This is a genomic window from Rhodococcus sp. NPDC057135, from assembly GCF_042670865.1.
Taxonomy (GTDB): domain Bacteria; phylum Actinomycetota; class Actinomycetes; order Mycobacteriales; family Mycobacteriaceae; genus Rhodococcus_F.
Map to the genome: position 1 here is coordinate 57,590 of NZ_JBHUUU010000020.1, position 17,171 is coordinate 74,760.

Consider the following 17,171-nt stretch of genomic DNA (forward strand, 5'->3'; position numbering starts at 1 on the left):
TAAACAATCGTCCATTTGCGATGTTTTCCGACGTCAGAGCGGAAACGGATTCGGAGGACACCACGAGTTCCATCTGGGATCATTGCCGTCGGCTACGGGCACGTCGCGGGCGATTTGCTCAGATCATGGTCGAGGGCCCTGGGTCCGACGCTGTCGCGGACCCAGGGCCCTCGAGGCCTAGGTGTTGATTCGACCAGTCCGACGTAGGGGGACCGGTTCAGGGTGGAGGCACCCTTTTCTGTGCTGCCGTCTGTGTTGCGAAATCTCTAGATGACGCCCAGCGAAATCATGGCGTCGGCGACCTTCACGAAGCCGGCGATATTGGCGCCGTGAACGTAGTCGCCCGGCTTGCCGTACTCGGCGGCGGTGTTGATGGTGCGCTTGTGGATACCGCGCATGATTCCGGCAAGGCGCTCGTCGGTGTACTCGAAGCTCCAGGAATCACGCGAAGCGTTCTGCTGCATTTCGAGAGCAGAGGTTGCAACGCCACCGGCGTTGGCTGCCTTGCCGGGGGCGAAGGCCACGTTCGCGTCACGGAAGAGCTGGATGCCGCCGGGGGTGGTGGGCATGTTCGCGCCTTCGGCAACGGCCTGAACGCCGTTGGCAATCAAGGTCTTTGCGGCATCTTCGTCGAGTTCGTTCTGAGTCGCGCAGGGGAGTGCGACGTCGCAGGGCACGTCCCAGATGGACCCGTCGGCGATGAACTCGGCGTGCGGAACGGCGTCTGCGTACTCGCTGATGCGGCCGCGGCGAACTTCCTTGATCTCCTTGAGGAGATCGAGATCGATGCCCTTCTTGTCCACGATGTATCCCGAGGAATCCGAGCAGGCGATTGCGACGCCGCCGAGCTGGTGGATCTTCTGGATGGCGTAGATGGCGACATTGCCGGATCCGGAGATCACGACGTTCTTGCCTTCGAGGCCTTCACCCTTCGCCTTGAGCATTTCGGCGACGAAGTACGCGACGCCGTAGCCGGTGGCCTCGGTGCGAACCTGTGATCCGCCCCAGGTGATGCCCTTGCCGGTGAGGACGCCCGACTCGTACGTGTTGGTCAGCCGCTTGTACTGGCCGAACAGGTAGCCGATTTCGCGACCGCCGACGCCGATGTCGCCGGCCGGGACGTCGGTGTATTCACCGATGTGCCGCTGCAGTTCGGTCATGAAGGACTGACAGAAGCGCATGACCTCTGCGTCCGAGCAGCCCTTGGGATCGAAGTCGGAGCCACCCTTGCCGCCGCCGATAGGCAGGCCGGTGAGGGAGTTCTTGAAGATCTGCTCGAAGCCGAGGAACTTCACGATGCCCAGGTTGACGCTGGGGTGGAAACGCAGGCCGCCCTTGTAGGGGCCGAGTGCACTGTTGTACTGCACGCGGAAGCCACGGTTGACGTGAACGTTGCCCTGGTCGTCGGTCCACGGCACGCGGAAGATGATCTGGCGTTCCGGCTCGCAGAGCCGCTCGATGAGTCCGGCGTCGGCGTAGCGGGGGTGGCGTTCGAGCACTACGTGAAGAGACTCGAAGACCTCTGCGGCGGCCTGATGGAACTCGGGCTCTCCTGCATTGCGAACCAAAACCTGATCGTAAATCTGCGCTACGCGGTCACGTACGGACACCGCTCACCTACCTCGTTGTGAGAACTCTTTTACATTTCCGTTACATACTAGGCGCCTTTATTGCTGTATCGGACAACTGTCCTGTGAAGGTGAAATCGGACACAGCTGCCACTTGTGTCAGTTGAACGGGCGATTTATAACAATTTGCTCAGCTTTCACTCTCTTAACACAGTCCAAATGGTTTGCTTCTGCAGTCGGGGGATCACTGTGCCCTGTGGTCCGAGCGTGAACGATCAGAGAGGCTGCATGTGCGTACGAAACACTCCATGTCGGCGATGTTGTCGATAGGCGTTGTCACGATTGCCGCGACGATCGCCGGGGCACCGTCTGCTTCGGCGATCGGTGGACCGTGTGGTTCGGGAGGAAGTGGTTCAGCCGGATCGATGACGGGTTCGCTCGGCTCGCTGACCGGATCACTCGGTAGTGGTTCAGCCGGTACGGGATCCCTCGCCAACGCGTTACCGTGGATCACCGGCGCCCCCAACGGCGCTCTACCGGTGCTGACCGGCCGGACCAAGGCGATAGAAATGGTCACTGGCCCAGGCAGTCCCAACAACACCATCGAGCGGTTCAACGTGTCGGGAACCGACCTCGGAATCATGTGGGACAACGGCCTTTCTGGGCCGGATCACGACGTGTTGATGGCCTTCGGCGATACAGTGGGCGACTGCGACATCCCGGGTGACGACTGGCGCAGCAACGTGTTGTTCCGCAGCAACGACACCGCCATCGCCGACGGTATGAAGATCGACAGTTCTCCACTGGACGGCCCCAATCATTCCAAGGAGATCATTCCGGGATTCGGCATTCCGGGTGAGTTCACCACCATCCCGACCGCTGGAATCTCTTACGGTGGTGTGCAGTACATCAGATTCATGTCCGTTCGGTCGTGGGACGAACCCGGAGCCTGGACCACCAACTACTCGGCTCTGGCTTCCTCCACGGACAACGGTGAGAACTGGGAACTCGATCCGGCGACGGTTCGCGCCAATACCGAAGGACTCGGTATTCCGGGAATTCCGGCAGTATCGCCGATCAATTCCAACTTCCAGCAGAGCGCCTTCCTCGAGGGTCGGGACGGCTACATTTACGAATACGGAACTCCCTCAGGTCGTTTCGGCAAAGCGATCCTGGCGCGAGTGGCCGGCGCAGACATCAGAAACCTCGGCGCCTACGAGTACTGGGACGGCTCCGGTTGGAGTCCGCGAGATACCGATGCCGTTCAGGTCATCAAGGCACCGGTCAGTGAACTCGCAGTGCAGTGGAACGACTACCTGAACAAGTACGTTGCCATGTACACCAGTGCCGAGGGTAATCTGGTGATCCGTCAGGCCGACCAACCGCAAGGCCCGTGGAGCGGTACGCAGACCCTGTTGAGCGGAATCACGTTGCCCGCGTTGTACGGCGGATTCATGCACCCCTGGGCGAGCGGACAGTTCCTCGAATTCGTCGCCACCACGTGGGACCGTTACAACGTCATCTACATGCGGACCGATTTGAACGGACTCCAGATGGCGTCGTCGGATTCGCGCGATCGACCGGACCCCGCAACCACCGGTGAGGCTCGCGTCCTCGAAGTCACCATGCCGGAAGACCGCTAGCCCGAACAACGTTCAACAACTATGGCCTGCAACTCGATCGAGTTGCAGGCCATAGTTCTGTGGGCACTGATATTCGGGTGATGCTCAGAGAATGAAGAGCATTTCCTGATACGTCGGGAGTGGCCAGTGATCGTCGGCGACGATGGTTTCGAGGAAGTCGGCAGCGACGCGAACCTCGGCCATTGCGGGCAGGAGTGAGTCCTGTGCGTGCTTGGCCTGGTCGAATGGTGACTCGCCGGCGTCGGCGTCGATGGCGGCGCGCAGGGCAGCGAGCGCAGTTCGCAGGGCCGCAACGGGCGCCGACACTTCTTCGAGTGGAGCAGAATCCGGTTCGAGGCCGGCGGACTTCAGCGCGACGAAGTTTTGAGCAACTTCCGTCTGGTGGCGCACTGCCGCCGGAAGGATAAGCGTCGTACCGATTTCGGCGGCCAGGCGTGCCTCGACGCCGATGCTCAGTGCGTACTGTTCGAGTCCGACCTCGTAGCGACTGTGCATCTCTCGGTGGTTGAAAACCTTGTACTTCTCGAAGAGTTCCATCGAGGACTCGGTGATCAGTTCGGGCAGAGCGTCCAGCGTCGTGCGAAGATTCGGCAGGCCGCGAGACTCGGCCTCGATCTGCCAGTTCTCGGAGTAGCCGTCGCCGTTGAAGACAACCGCACCGTGGTTGGTGATGATTTCGGTGAGCAAATTCTGGACGGCGGTGTCGAAATCGGCGCCGTCGGCGACTGCCGCCTCCAGTTCGGTGGCCATGTAGTCGAGAGCCTCGGCCATGATCGTGTTGATGGTGACCATCGGACCGTTGACTGTTTGCATCGATCCCGGCGCGCGGAACTCGAAACGGTTGCCGGTGAAGGCAAATGGGCTGGTGCGGTTGCGGTCGCCCGGGTCGGTCGGCAGGACAGGAAGGGTGTCGGCGCCGATCATCATGGTGCCCTTGTCCTTCGACGACGTCGCCGCACCCTTGGCAATCTGCTCGAAGACGTCGGCAAGCTGATCGCCGAGGAAGATCGAGATGATCGCCGGGGGAGCCTCGTTGGCGCCGAGACGGTGATCGTTGGTGGCCGATGCGACCGAAGCGCGGAGGAGTCCCGCGTACTTGTGGACGGCCCGGATGACAGCGGCGCAGAAGACCAGGAACTGGGCATTGTCATGCGGATTGTCGCCAGGGACAAGCAAACTGCCGAGTTCGGAGTTGCCCAGCGAGAAGTTCACGTGCTTGCCGGAGCCGTTGACACCTTCGAACGGCTTCTCGTGGAAGAGGCACTCCATGCCGTGCTTCTTGGCGATGGTTTTGAAGGTGGTCATCAGCAACTGCTGGTGGTCGGCGGCAATGTTCCCGCGCTCGAACATCGGGGCGATCTCGAACTGGCCGGGCGCAACCTCGTTGTGCCGCGTCTTGGCAGGTATACCAAGTTTGAACAGTTCACGCTCGGTGTCCATCATGAATCCGAGCACACGTTCCGGAATCGCCCCGAAGTAGTGGTCGTCGAACTCCTGGCCCTTGGGCGGCTTTGCGCCGAAGAGTGTTCGGCCGGCGTTGAGGAGGTCAGGGCGGGCGAGGAAGAAGTGGCGATCGATCAGGAAGTACTCCTGCTCGGGTCCGCAGAACGACACGACGTGCTCGGGATCGGTGTGGCCGAACAACTTCAGGATTCGTTCGGCGTGGTAGCCCATTGCCTGCTGCGAACGCAGCAGGGGAGTCTTGTGGTCGAGAGCCTCGCCGGTCATCGAGACGAACACGGTCGGGATACACAGTGTGTTGCCGTTAGGGTTTTCGAGAACGTAGGCCGGGCTGGTGACATCCCAACCGGTGTATCCGCGAGCCTCGAACGTGTTGCGCAGTCCGCCGTTCGGGAAACTCGAAGCGTCTGGTTCACCTTGGATCAAGGTCTTGCCGGCGAACTCCGCCAACGCGCTGCCGTCACCGACCGGTTCGAGGAAGCTGTCGTGCTTCTCGGCCGTCAAACCCGTCAGAGGATAGAAGACGTGGGCGTAGTGGGTCGCGCCCTTCTCCAGTGCCCAGTCCTTCATCGCGGACGCGACTGCGTCGGCGACCATGGGATCGAGCGGCTTACCTTGTTCGATCGTCGCCATTACCGACTTGTAGACGAGCTTGGGCAGTCGCTTCTGCATGACCACCTTGTTGAAGACGTTGGCTCCGAACACTTCACCGGGCGTTTCCTCGGTCGTGAAACTGACCACCGGAGGTGTGTAGGCCTCGACGTCCTTGATCGCTTGCAAGCGAACTGCATTTCCACTCATGTGCTTACCCCTCGCCCGGGCCCAGGGCTGCGCTGCTGATTGCGAGCCCGACTTCGGCAAACCCTACGAACCTCCGGTATCGGGGGTGTTTCGTAGATATTGCGCCTGTCCGCAAACTTCGAGTCACAACGGAAATGTCGATTTGTCGGAGGTCTACGGCAGACTTCGAGCGGAGGGGTCAACGCGGGTCAGACGAATCGGAGAGTCTTTGTGATCAGGGTTTTGGTGCCAACCACGGTGGAGCAGGGCGATCTCGCGGAAGTGCTTCGGTTGTACGACGAACTTGTCACCGAGACCCGAAAAGAGCTCGGCTGCATCAACTACGAGTTATTGCAGCGCACCGACAATCCGTGTGAACTAGTCCTTGCAGAGGAGTGGGAATCGCAAGAGCACCTCGACGCCCACACCCATACCGAGCACTTCGTCAGGTTGGTCGCGGCGCTCGACAAGCTCGAGACGGCAGCGCCGGCGCAGATCTTCACGAAGGTTCTGTAGCGGCTAGGCGCTCACCAGGCGTCAACCAACATTCCTCAACTGCCCTGCGCGTCCGCTCGACGACACGATCCGACACCTGGAAATGGCGTCGCATCGCCACGCCAAAATGTTCGTAGGTCCGTCGATCTCGACGTAGGACAGAGTCCTGTGGGGCTCCCGGAAGGCCTTGTGCCGGCGACGGCCGGCCTGCACTGGTGGTCTACACGGTGACGTCGGCGTAAGGCATGTGCTCGGAAACCCAGGGAAATACGATTTCCATGAGTAGTAGCACGACCGCGACAACGAGGACGAGAACGATCAGGACCTTCACTGGTCGGGGGCCGGGAAGCGCGCCCCAGAGGTAGCCGTACATTTATTGCTCCTGCAATGCCGCGGGGTTGTTCCCCGAGATCTTCGGGATTGTTTCGACGAGAACAGCATGGACGATCATGCGTTCGGCGTTCGAATACAGCGGATGGCACGTGGTCAGTGTCAACACACTTTCCAGTTCGGCGTCAGGCTCGGCCCAAGGGTTGCCGGGCAGAGGGTTGACGACCTCGATATCCCCGGGCACGGTGATGCGCCGTCCGAGGAGATGGGCGTAGTCGCCGTCGGACACACGATCTGCTTGCTCGGGACTCAAGCAGGCTTGCGCTGCAGCGCGACGTTCGGGCGAGGCCTGGTCGAGTGGGAGTAACCGATACGTCATCCATTGGAACTCTGTCTCCACGACGACGGCATCGCAAGCATCGAGTCGATCCAGGTGCTGGAAGACTGCGCCGGAACCGTTGCGGTGCCCGGCGAGTGCGAAGTTTCCGGCTTGGCCGGGCATCTGTGTCTCCGGGTAGTGGCCGGGGCCGGCCCGCAGGTCCTCGTTGCGTGTGCCCTCGACGATTGCGTACGCGGCGCCGAGTGTGGGGAAATGCACGCGCGCGAATCCCTCGCCGAGCGCAGGGATCAGCGGGGACACCGGCTGATCACCGATCGCTACTGGGGCTTCGGGGACTTCGGGGACTTCGGCCCAGGATTCCTCCAGGCTGTTGTTGAGCTCGTCCTGCAGCCGCCCCGAGACGATATTGGTCCAGAACGCCTCATAGATGACGAACAGCAGGATGACGACCCCGGCCGTGAGGAGCAGTTCGCCGATTACCTGGCCTGCGCCCGGCCGCCGACGCCCTGAAACTTCGGTATCGCTCACGGACCGGGGTCTCCTCTTCACAGATCTATCGAGCTAGCTGATGTGTCGAATTGGTGCCGTATCGAACTAGCTGCCCGCGCTGATCGTGGCGCTTCCGGTACCGCCGAGGAGATCGTAAAGGAGTACGGACAGGCGACCGAGGCCGTCGATCGCGGCAGAACCAGTGGTCTCGATGCCTTCGATGACGATCGGGAACGGGAGGAATGACATGGTGTTTCTCCTTCGAGGGGTGGGCCACGGGGGCGGCCGCGAGATAAATACGTCGTGACGGTGAAACAGGGCGGGTGCGACCAGGCGTATGTCGCACCCGCCCTGTTTCGGTATTCCTGGTTGGGAGTTACTCCTGGCCGGGTGCACGCTTGCGGTTACGCAGGGTGAGCCATGCTCCACCGCCGATCAGTGCCAGCGCCAGACCGGCGAGCCAGATGACGTTCGCGCCGGTTACCGGCAGGGACGATGACTGGTCCGGTTTGGCCTGAGCAGGATTTCCCGGAGCAGGTGTGCCCGGAGCACCGTTGTGTCCACCACCGTTATTGCCGGGAGCGTTGTTGCCGGGAGTCGACACGTCAGTGCCTGGTCCTCCGGGTACTTCAGAGCCCGGCCATGTCGGGATTTCCCACGGCGGCAGCGGGATCGGGATCGGGATGATGATGAGCCCATTGCTGCTGGTTTTGTTCTCGAGTCCCAGCACCACCGACTTGTTTGCTTCGCCGGTGAGCTTGACGGAAGTTGCGGTCGGTTCGCCGTCGATCTTCGAGACGTCCGCCTTGCCTTCCTTGACGTCCCAGATCACTTCACCCCACTTGACGTTGGTGACGTCGGTGTGAGCACCGGTTTCTGTGAAAGTGATGTCGGTGTTCAGCGGGAGCTGGACCCGGCCGTCGATGACGGCTGCGTCGCACTGGGCGGTCGGAGTGACCGAAGCGCCCGGCTTGACATCGAGAACACAAGACCGCGCCTCATTGTCGATGTCCGTCCACGTAGCCGTGACCTGGAAGATCGTGGATCCGTCCTTGGCCACCTGGCTGCCCTTGGGGCCGGTCACGATCTTGTCGATATCCACCTCGGTGGTCGGGATCGGGCGGTTGTGGATCTCCACCACAGCCTTCTCACCGGCCACCGCCTTGACGGTGTCGCGGTAATCGGCGTCACCGGCATCCGCGGAGACGTAGTAGTACGGCCGCGCCCAGTCGAAACCGGCCAGTGGCTTGGGGTCGACCTCGGAGAAGGTGATCACGGTGTTCCGCGGCACAACCTCGTCGGACGTCCAGCTCCAGTCGTTTCCGGCATCGAGGGTGATGGTCTGGCCCACTGCCGGGAAATCAGTTCCAGCGGGGAGCGCCGGATCGATTCCGTCGATACGGACCTCGAACGTCGCGCTGTCAGGCAGGTCGGCCTCGGGTGCGCGGACGGGGTTGCCGTCAGCGTCGAGGATGAACTTCGTGAATTCGACCGAGCCGAATTTCCACAGCGCCTCGTTCGACAGCGTGATCAGCCGACCGTCGGTCGGGTCGTCGGAGACTATGCCCGTCGCGGTTCCGTCGAGGTTCGAGTGCAGCCACGATTCGCCTTCCGGGCTGGTGCCCCAGGAGCTCGTGCCCCACTCGACTCCGTCGACATCGGGACGGCCGGTCTCGGTGAAGGTCACCTCGGTGCCGACGGGGAGGTCGACGCCGAGCGGTGTGGTCTGTCCCTGCTTGACGCTCAGCACCTGGGTGCGGTACTCCACCCCGTCGCGCCAACGCGCCTCGACCGTGAACTCCACGTCGTCGCCGACGGCCTCGGCGGCCTCACCGCCGACCTGCTTTGCGATGCGCAGAGTGCCGTCGTTGACGTCGACGAAGTTCGACACCTCGATCTTGCGCAGATCCTTGCCGATTGTCACCACGGCCGCGTTGTCCGGACTGATCCTGACATTCCCGGAGTATGCGGGCACGCCATAGGCGAGACCGTCACCGTTTGCCGGAACCAGCTCTGTCAGTGTGACTTCGGTGCCGCCCGGCAGGTTCTCGCCGAACTGAACCGCGGTGCCGTCGGACGGAAGAGACAGTGTCTTGCTCTGCGGGTTGTCGTCCGTGTCGAGCCAGGTGGCAATCACGTCGAAGCTGGCCGGTACGGCCTTGTCGAACGCCTTCGGGCCCGTGAGTTTCTTGCTCACTTCGAAGGTGCCTTGCGTGATCGTGGCCTCGTTGGTGACGGAGACCGTGTTCGCCGACGCATCGGTGCCGATGGTGAGCATTTTCGGGTTGATCACCGGCTCCGACCAGGTTACGAAGTCGGTGTTCATCGGCTGGACCTCGGTGAAGGTGACTTTCGCTCCGATGGGCAATTTGCCCAGGTCGTAGTGCTGACCGTCCTTCAGGGTGAATTGGCGCAACTCGTTGCCGACGGCGTCGTCACCGAAGGCGATCTCTGCGTTGACGACGAAAGCCTCGAGTCCCGTGCGCGCTCCGTCACCGATGACGGACTTGGTGACCCTCGCCGATCCCAGGCTCGCTTTGTTGAGCAGTGTGACACCGACATTGCTCTTCGGCGTGATGGTCACCAGTGCCTCGGTGCGGTCCCCGTTGAGCGTCACGCCCTCTGACGGTCGGAACGTTCCTCGCTCGAAGTACACGCCGTCAACGGTGGGGAGGTTGATCTCGGACAGGCGGATCTGCCAGCCGGTGCCGCGGGGGTTGATTCCGCTGACCGGTGTTCCGTCAGCCTTCACCTTGATCTCGTACGAACTGGCCGGGGCGTCGGTCGCTGGATTTTGCCCGGGGGCGAACTCCTCGACTTTCACAGTGAACTCGGTGTCCTCCGGGAATTTCTCGGAGAAAGGAGCGATCTCCTTCAGCAGCGAGAACGAGCCCCGCGACACTCCTTGGCCGGTACCGCCGCCGCCCCATTCCTGCTTGACACTCTGCGTCGACTGAGTCTTGCCGTTGTAGAAGACCGAGTTCCCGTAAACCGTGCCGCGCTGATCCAGCCCACCGCTGCTGGTGCAGAGGGTGTATTCGACGTAATAGCGTGTCTCACGGTTGTAGTCGCCCGCGTCCTTCGGGAGGGTGATGGCAATCCCGTTGTCGCCGCTGCGTGTGACCGTGGTGCCCGCGGTGATGTCCGTCCCGCCCTCTTTTGCGAGGAAGTCGCGCGCGGTGACCTTGAAATTGAGGTCATTCTTCAGTTCGCCGCTGACATCACACACCGCCAAGCTGTCGGAGAACGTGTCGGTGATGACCGCCGGTGCGTCGAGACCCTCGAGGGTGTGCCCGGAGACCTGCACCTTCCAGTCGATGGTCGTGCCGGCAGGCTGCTTCTCGCCTGCGACGTCCTTCGGTTCGGTGTTGAGCGTGCCGGTCTTGCCGCCCTCGAACTTGGGCCCCGTCACCGAAGCGTCTTTGGAGATGCCGTTGACGACCGCCGTATTGGTGAACACATCAGAGGAGTCCGGCACCTCCTTCTCGATCACACAGGACCGGAACTTCACGTAGTAGTACTGCGTCGAGTCTTGCTTGATCTTTTCCTTCGGCGTGATGGTCATGCTGAAGGATTGGGCACTCGCCGTGGCGCCGGAAGCGTCGATGTCGAACTCGGAGGTGACGTTGACGTGGTTGGTTGTTTCACCGTTCAGCCCGGGTAGACGATTCGCGCGCCAGACGGTCGGGGCGAGGCCACCCTCGCAGACCTCGTGATTGGCGCCAAGAGTCTCTTCGATGACGACTTTCTGGTCGGGGAGGCCCGCGATGAAAGTGCCCGGAAGCGTGATGCTCCAGTCGATCTCGCTGTACCGGGTGCCCCCGGCCCAACCGCCGGACTTCGACGGCCCGGTCTGTGGCGACCAATCCTGGCCGACGCCTTCCGCGCCTACGGTGTTCCCGCCGATGGTCACGGCGTTGTCGTAGACGGTTCCCGTGTTGTCCACCTCGCCGCTGGTTGTGCACGAGGTGTACTCGATGCGGTAGAGCTTGTTTCTTTCGAAGGGGCCGCCGTTGTCGAGCGCGATGCTGACTGGATCACCAGCGGCACTCTGGGTGACGGTGACGCCGCCTGCGACCGGCTTGAGATCGTTCGGGCGACCGGACAACAGCTTCGCGTTGAGCAGGCTGCCCGTACACAGCTTCATGTTCTCTGAGAGTGCGTCGCTCAGGGTCACCGAACCGGTGCCGCCCGCGTCCAGTGCGGCCAGATCAGCACCGGGAATGTCGATGGTCCAACGTACAGACTGCTTGTTGCCCTGTAGTTGGCCGGACTTCTTGGCAGCGCTGATCACGCTGCCGTCGCTGATGCCGCCACCGCCGGGTAGCTCGTGCGTCACGTCGAAACTGCCGTTGATCGTGAAATCAACTGTCTCTTCCGTGGTGTACGCGACCGCCTTGGTGTACACGAAGAAATCGCCCTTCACCTCGTCCGGGCGATCTGCCACGGCGTCGGAGAGCACGCAAGTCATGAGATTGGTGGAAGCAGCCAGATCGCATGTGCCCCAAACCGTCCCGTCATCACCTACAAGGTCGATCTTGGGGTTGCTCTGAAGCTTCAGTTCGCCAGGGAATCCAATGGTGAACTGGTCGCCCGGCGCAGGACTCGCGCTTGACGCGTCCCAGGTGCCCCGCACAGTGACGGAGTCCCCGACCGTGATTTGCTGGTCGTTCTTTCCTTCGACCTGGACGTCGGTGATTTTCACATCGATGCCGGGATTGACTCCGCGCGCGGCCAGTCGCTGCGCCGCCACTGGGGTCGTCGAGGAGGGCGCCGTCGCCGTGATCGGGGTCTTCTCAGACGTGGGGGGCTCCGACGTCGGCGTAGGCGGCGCAGTCGTTTTGATCGCCGGCGGCACCTCGGTCGTGGTCGCCGGCGGCTTCGTCGTGGTCAGAACAGTGGTCGGAACAGTGGTGGTGGAGGTCCCGGTTTCATCTGCCAAGGCAACCGGGGCGAACGAGAACGAAGATATGACCAGGGCCATGACCGCAAGAATCATCCCCAACGCCGCCCGCCGAGACACCACCCCCTCCCCGGCACGACGTGGGAAGACACGGTTACGCATGACGAACACCTTTCGTTCAAAACACATGATTTATGCCCCGCTTCGGGGGCCGCCGAATGGCGAACGGGACCTTGGAGCGGCTCTGTCGCACTCGTGGGGCCGCGAGACGAGCGCTGGTGATTCACGGGTGACCATTGCGGACCCGAACAACTGGCAATTGCGCCCGGATAGCGCCACGAAGTCGTAGTCGGCAGCGCAGACCGACGGCCCGCTCTGGGTAGGGCCGGGAAATTCCTACAAAACTCGACCGCCGGTATTACCAAACGCGGCGCTCTACGAGGACCGATAGAACTCCGCTGTGGGTTTTGCCTGCACGATTCGTTGCAATCCGGGCATGAGCACCATCATGGATAGCAATAGCATCAGTGCGATGGACCCAGAAAGAAGTCTTCGTACTGCGTGCAACGCGGCCGTGATGGTTTTCATGTAATTCCTTTCTCTGACAAAACGTAGAAAGTTGCCCGGGACAGCTCGCGCGAAGATGGAAAAGCCGCGCAAACAACGCAGAAGGTGCAAACCGGACGGCGGCAATCAGGAATCTAACATGAGCAAATCGCATAGCTGGATCCACCCTGGACGTTCGTTCATGCTCGAAAAACTCCGTTTAACTGGCTATATGCGGAATTTGTGAGTTTATCCCAAGTTAACTGGCTTGTTCATCACAATTCGATCTCAGCCCCCAATTGCGAGCTTTTTGTGATCCTGGGCAACAAGCCGCAAGCGTCCGCGCCCACGCTGCGCTGCGGCACCGCAGGTGTCTTTATGCAGTTCATTGCCCTTTATATGTTGTCGCAACGACGAATCGCGGAGTGAATTAACCGTGCGCACACTCCCTGTGTAAATGCAAATCCGTTTTCTACTTAAAGGAGGAGGGTGAATTGTGGGGTGAATTAAGCCGCGACCCAATGAAACCTGGATTCTCTGAAAGGATCCAGAGATAGGGGCCACATTAGCTTCGCTTTCGCAGCAGGATTCATTGCCGACGTGAGTTAACCGTCGATAATGCTCGTACGGTCCGACATGGCATTTCGAAACAACAAACCGCCAGCTGCTCGTAAGCGGTCGTCCTCGCGCATCTTGGCTTCGATGAAAAGTCTTACTCGTCAACCGTTTTCGGCGGCCTGGGTCAGATGAGTGACGGCTGGTGCGCAGGTGTTGGGATCGACATCGGTCGCAGTGATCGGCGCGATTGATACGTCACGTCATACGACGCCCGGCTGGTGGGCATGACCGATGAAGCCAGTAGCGGCGCCGTTGGTGTCACATTCATGGCCGCGCGCAAGGCGTGACGATGCCGGGCCGCCAACCCTCGTCGCGACCTCTGTTGCCCAGAGACCGGCCGGCACAAAACGCCGCGCACTTCGAGGTTCCCATCGCTGCTCGTCGTGTTTAGCCCAGGACGTCACGAGACGAACTTTGTTGCAGGGATGCGTTACAACGATTGGTCGGGTCCGGTCAACGACGCGGGACCGCGCGTCGGTTGATGTGCGCCGGTGAACCGCTCGACGACGGATACCACGACGATCGCGAGTGCCAGGATTCCAACGGTCCGGGCGAGTGACTTCAGCGTCCTCGGAAGTGCCTTCTTCATGCGACGCAGATTACTGCGGGCGACTCACGAATTGTGGCCTACGTTTTGGACCGAATCGCGATCGCTCTGCGTGGAGGTCGATCATCGACGCAGTGTGACCATCCGTGATGCAAATCTTGTGGTGCTCCTACGTGAATCCGTTTCGAACAAAAACACCCCGTTTGCGGCGCTAGTCCGGGAGTTGGGCGAACGAATCGAACCGCCGTCGATGGAAAAGTTGCAGGTAGCGGTGTCGGCGTCGGAGTATCAACCGCAGCGTCGACTGAGTGAGGCTGAGTTGGCCGCAATGATCGATGTCTATCGTTCGGGCAAGGCGGCGTTCGAGGTTGCCAAGCTGTTTGGCATTCACCGTCAAACGGTGACCAGGTTGCTGGTTAAGCACGGCGTGCCGCTGCATCCGCGAGCGACGATCGATGCGAAGCTGCTGGCGGAGCTGACCTGGCACTACGAACGAGGGAAATCCACAGTTGAGCTCGGGCGGAAGTACAATCTGGCAGCGAGCAGTGTCGGTAAGGCGCTCAAGAAATCGGGTGTCCAGCTTCGTTCGCCGAAGTTCAATAGGTGGGCGGCGAGAGATGAGTAGCTCTTGAGGACGCCGCTACGCTGCTTTGTCATCGGTGCTGCGCTGGTCGATCTCGGCTTTCGCTTCCTCCATTGCCAGTTGAATCAGGGCCTTCGCTAGTAATTGCGCATCCGGTTGTGGGCGTAGAACAGGTCGGATGGTGACAATTCTTCCACTGGATGTAATCGTCGATGGTGCGTCGTATGTTTCTCCTCGCATGAAACGAGCGTAGGCTTTGCCGGCCCTGTTGGCGAGCGACTTGTTTGTTACGGTGATGTGGCGGCGATGCTGTTTTAGCTCATCGTCGCTGAGGTTTTCTGATGGCCGGTAGAATTCGTGGATGAGTTGCTGGTCGGCGGGACTCATCCATCTATAGCTATCTTGATGACTACTCCAGAGTTCTTTCAGCTGGTGATGTTGGGTGATGAAGAGTTTGGGAGAAAGACGAGCCATGTATCTATAGTAATTACATGAGCTTTACTTTCGCTTATAGGCGCTGCGGGTTAAGTGATGATCACCGTCTGATGTGCCTTTGCTACGCACTTGCCGTTTTTAACGACAAAGAGCTCAACGAAGTGTTTTCCCCTGTATTTCGTTGGTTCGGAAGTGCTACGACTGCCGTCGTCCTTGTTGATCTGTCCTCGAATACAGTCATTCGCGATAGCTTCGCGTCCCGTATTACGCACCTTCCAATAGACATCAAACGGTTCGGGAATGTTGAAAGATTCTATCTTAAACAAGATGGTTCTTCCGGGTATGATTCTATTGCCGCGCCTTCTCAGCTCATAGTTCGCAAAACCTGTCTTGTTGATTGGGCGTGCACTTAAGGTTACTTTGTATGATGCATCCAATTCTACCTGGATGCCTAAGTGGGTATCAATGAACTGCTCAGTGTTTCGTGCGTCGCCGAGCGATGCATTTGTTGCCTTGGCTGCATTTTCCCCGTAGGTTCCAAAATCATCACCGAAAATATCGCGCCATTTTTCGAGGCTATCGTCGCGACTCAAATTCGGGTCATACGCCTCGTTAATCTTGTCGTTGTAGCGCTGGATCTGCTTTCGAAAGTTTGCATATTGGTCTTGTTCCCATCGGTGATTATATGTCTCTCCTGGGCAGGCGGGGTCCTCGATTGGTGGCATGATCTCGTTGTCTTGAAGATACGAATTCAGCTCGCCGACTATCGTCTTTAAGGCGGTCGGAGTGTCCTTATAGCTGTCAGGGTCCTGAAGAAGTGCGGCTGAATTTACCCTGTTGCCGAGTAAGATAGTGAGAATCACTGACTTCGCCGAGAAGGTATTCTTATAATCGCGAAGGTACTTCATGAGGCGTATTGTCTTTACGAGACGTCCGCTTGTTATTTCATTTTGGTCTTCAAGCCACTGGTTAAACCCTTCAGGATTGGTTACTTCGAATATGTTATCGTCTCGGTTTGTAATATAGTGTTCACCGTGGCGCGTAATATAAGGAACTACATCGATGTGAAATTCGTTCGAGTAGTCTACCTTCACACAGCGTGCGTGTCGGCTAACCATTTCACGATATGTGGAACTTGAACGGAATACTGTATAAAGTTGTTGAACGTAGTCTTCAGCTCCCCAATCGACTACTTCTTTGAGCTCCAGAAGAACATCTGCGTCAAACTCGTCAAATGGGCCGACAGGGTTGATGATCGTGCGATGAGCGTACGATCCCTGGGGGATGAGAGATATGAAGTTGTCTGCGATGACATCTTCGCCGGTAGATAGGAAATTCGTTACGGCGTTCACTCGCGCATCCAGCTGATTTATTCGCGTATCACGTAGGTTTACTTTGTTGACGAGAAACGCGTCAAAGTGCTTTATTAGCTTCATTTGGATACCTCTATATGATCGAGCGATTTCAACGGTACGAATGGTTCGGACTTATCTATGAAGAACGTTTGCTCAAGTAGGGGATACGCTTTTCGTGCTTCGCTTGATCCTAGGCCTCGTAATGATTCAATGTTCTTGACGCCGTCCAGGCTAAAACGTTTGTCGTCCACGATTGGAGATATTCGATGAACATTGTCGTGTCCTAAGAGGAGTTGCGCGGTTCCGTTGGATGATGACGACTGCCCGGACATGACGACGTTTAGCAGTCGTGACGCCCAATAGTTGACTCCTAGTTTTTTCGTTCGATCTGCGGTGTTGTTTGCTACTGCAGTTGTGCAACCGACGCTGAGCAGACTAATTTTCCCAGCATCCCACCCGAGGACGCCGAGCGCTTCGACTGCCGCAGGTCCCATCGGATTGTTTGCCCACATACCGCCATCGATAAGCGGCACTCCGGCGTCGAGTCGATGTGTGGGGAAGTAGGTTGGCGCCGCTGCAGTGGCCATCGCTACGTCTACGACCTTTTCGCGGTAGTCTCTTACGAATCTCTGATGATGGGCGGTCTTGAAGACGTGCACCTCGCCCGTCTCAAGATTTAGGGACGGCACCACGAGTCGTGTTCTACTTTCACCGAGTTGTCGATCACCGAAGACTTCGACCAATGCCTTTCTAAGCGGGAGTGGATCGTACTTGGCTCCGCCGATCTGGCGAAGCACTTTCCACTTCCGATTTCCGCCAAAAATATCTGGTCCATGCTCTTCGTAGAAGTTGAGAATCTCCTGTGCGCTTAAACCCATGCCTAATCCCAGCGCTATGATTCCACCTGTCGAGGTTCCTACGATCATGTCGAAGTGTTCGACGATAGGTTTACCGAGCGTCTTCTCGATTTCCGCAAGAAATGCGGCGGGAAATACACCTTTGATTCCGCCGCCATCGATCGATAATATTTTCCGGTTTGAGTACTCTGCCATTTTTGTTCCTTTACTTAAAATGTCGA

At 59.3% G+C, this 17,171-nt stretch carries 13 protein-coding genes; 3 read left to right on the forward strand and 10 right to left on the reverse strand.

Features of this window, described 5'->3' with window-relative positions:
• Positions 1-266: 266 nt before the first annotated feature.
• A complete protein-coding gene (gene gdhA, locus ACFT1A_RS28260; protein ID WP_317556274.1) occupies positions 267-1,610 on the reverse strand; it encodes an NADP-specific glutamate dehydrogenase in 1,344 nt (447 codons plus the stop codon).
• A gap of 266 nt (positions 1,611-1,876) precedes the next feature.
• Here gdhA and ACFT1A_RS28265 point away from each other — a divergent pair, with 266 nt between their 5' ends.
• A complete protein-coding gene (locus ACFT1A_RS28265; RefSeq protein ID WP_378449694.1) occupies positions 1,877-3,211 on the forward strand; it encodes a DUF4185 domain-containing protein in 1,335 nt (444 codons plus the stop codon).
• Between the two features lie 84 nt (positions 3,212-3,295).
• Here the strand turns inward: ACFT1A_RS28265 and ACFT1A_RS28270 are convergent, their stop codons facing one another.
• Positions 3,296-5,473, reverse strand: a complete 2,178-nt coding sequence (locus tag ACFT1A_RS28270) for a glutamine synthetase III (protein ID WP_378449695.1) — start codon at positions 5,471-5,473, stop codon at positions 3,296-3,298.
• A gap of 225 nt (positions 5,474-5,698) precedes the next feature.
• On the opposite strand from ACFT1A_RS28270, the gene ACFT1A_RS28275 reads away from it, so the two are divergent.
• The gene (locus ACFT1A_RS28275; RefSeq protein ID WP_378449696.1) at positions 5,699-5,968 is read left to right on the forward strand and encodes a putative quinol monooxygenase; all 270 of its coding nucleotides are present in this window, start codon (positions 5,699-5,701) and stop codon (positions 5,966-5,968) included.
• Positions 5,969-6,167: 199 nt separating this feature from the next.
• Here ACFT1A_RS28275 and ACFT1A_RS28280 read toward each other — a convergent pair whose 3' ends face one another.
• The 5 genes from ACFT1A_RS28280 to ACFT1A_RS28300 form a co-directional block, all read right to left on the reverse strand.
• Entirely contained in the window at positions 6,168-6,320 is a 153-nt protein-coding gene (locus ACFT1A_RS28280; protein ID WP_378449697.1) for a hypothetical protein, read from the reverse strand.
• Positions 6,321-7,145 (reverse strand): class E sortase, encoded by an 825-nt coding sequence (locus ACFT1A_RS28285; protein ID WP_378449698.1) that lies wholly within the window; start codon positions 7,143-7,145, stop codon positions 6,321-6,323.
• A 66-nt stretch (positions 7,146-7,211) separates the two neighbouring features.
• On the reverse strand, positions 7,212-7,355 hold the full coding sequence (locus ACFT1A_RS28290) for a hypothetical protein (RefSeq protein ID WP_181991962.1): 144 nt from the start codon (positions 7,353-7,355) through the stop codon (positions 7,212-7,214).
• 127 nt (positions 7,356-7,482) lie between these two features.
• A complete protein-coding gene (locus tag ACFT1A_RS28295; protein WP_378449699.1) occupies positions 7,483-12,171 on the reverse strand; it encodes a DUF5979 domain-containing protein in 4,689 nt (1,562 codons plus the stop codon).
• A gap of 1,432 nt (positions 12,172-13,603) precedes the next feature.
• Positions 13,604-13,762: a hypothetical protein gene (locus tag ACFT1A_RS28300; RefSeq protein WP_378449700.1), complete on the reverse strand. Its 159-nt coding sequence runs from the start codon at positions 13,760-13,762 to the stop codon at positions 13,604-13,606.
• Between the two features lie 94 nt (positions 13,763-13,856).
• Here ACFT1A_RS28300 and ACFT1A_RS28305 point away from each other — a divergent pair, with 94 nt between their 5' ends.
• The gene (locus ACFT1A_RS28305; protein ID WP_378449701.1) at positions 13,857-14,345 is read left to right on the forward strand and encodes a hypothetical protein; all 489 of its coding nucleotides are present in this window, start codon (positions 13,857-13,859) and stop codon (positions 14,343-14,345) included.
• Between the two features lie 15 nt (positions 14,346-14,360).
• On the opposite strand, the gene ACFT1A_RS28310 is transcribed toward ACFT1A_RS28305, so the two are convergent.
• The 3 genes from ACFT1A_RS28310 to ACFT1A_RS28320 are packed head-to-tail and all read right to left on the reverse strand — an operon-like array spanning position 14,361 to position 17,145.
• On the reverse strand, positions 14,361-14,777 hold the full coding sequence (locus ACFT1A_RS28310; RefSeq protein WP_378449702.1) for a hypothetical protein: 417 nt from the start codon (positions 14,775-14,777) through the stop codon (positions 14,361-14,363).
• Between the two features lie 50 nt (positions 14,778-14,827).
• The gene (locus tag ACFT1A_RS28315) at positions 14,828-16,174 is read right to left on the reverse strand and encodes a cyclic GMP-AMP synthase DncV-like nucleotidyltransferase (protein WP_378449703.1); all 1,347 of its coding nucleotides are present in this window, start codon (positions 16,172-16,174) and stop codon (positions 14,828-14,830) included.
• On the reverse strand, positions 16,171-17,145 hold the full coding sequence (locus ACFT1A_RS28320) for a CBASS cGAMP-activated phospholipase (protein ID WP_378449704.1): 975 nt from the start codon (positions 17,143-17,145) through the stop codon (positions 16,171-16,173). The genes ACFT1A_RS28315 and ACFT1A_RS28320 overlap by 4 nt, the downstream gene beginning before the upstream one ends.
• Positions 17,146-17,171 lie beyond the last annotated feature (26 nt).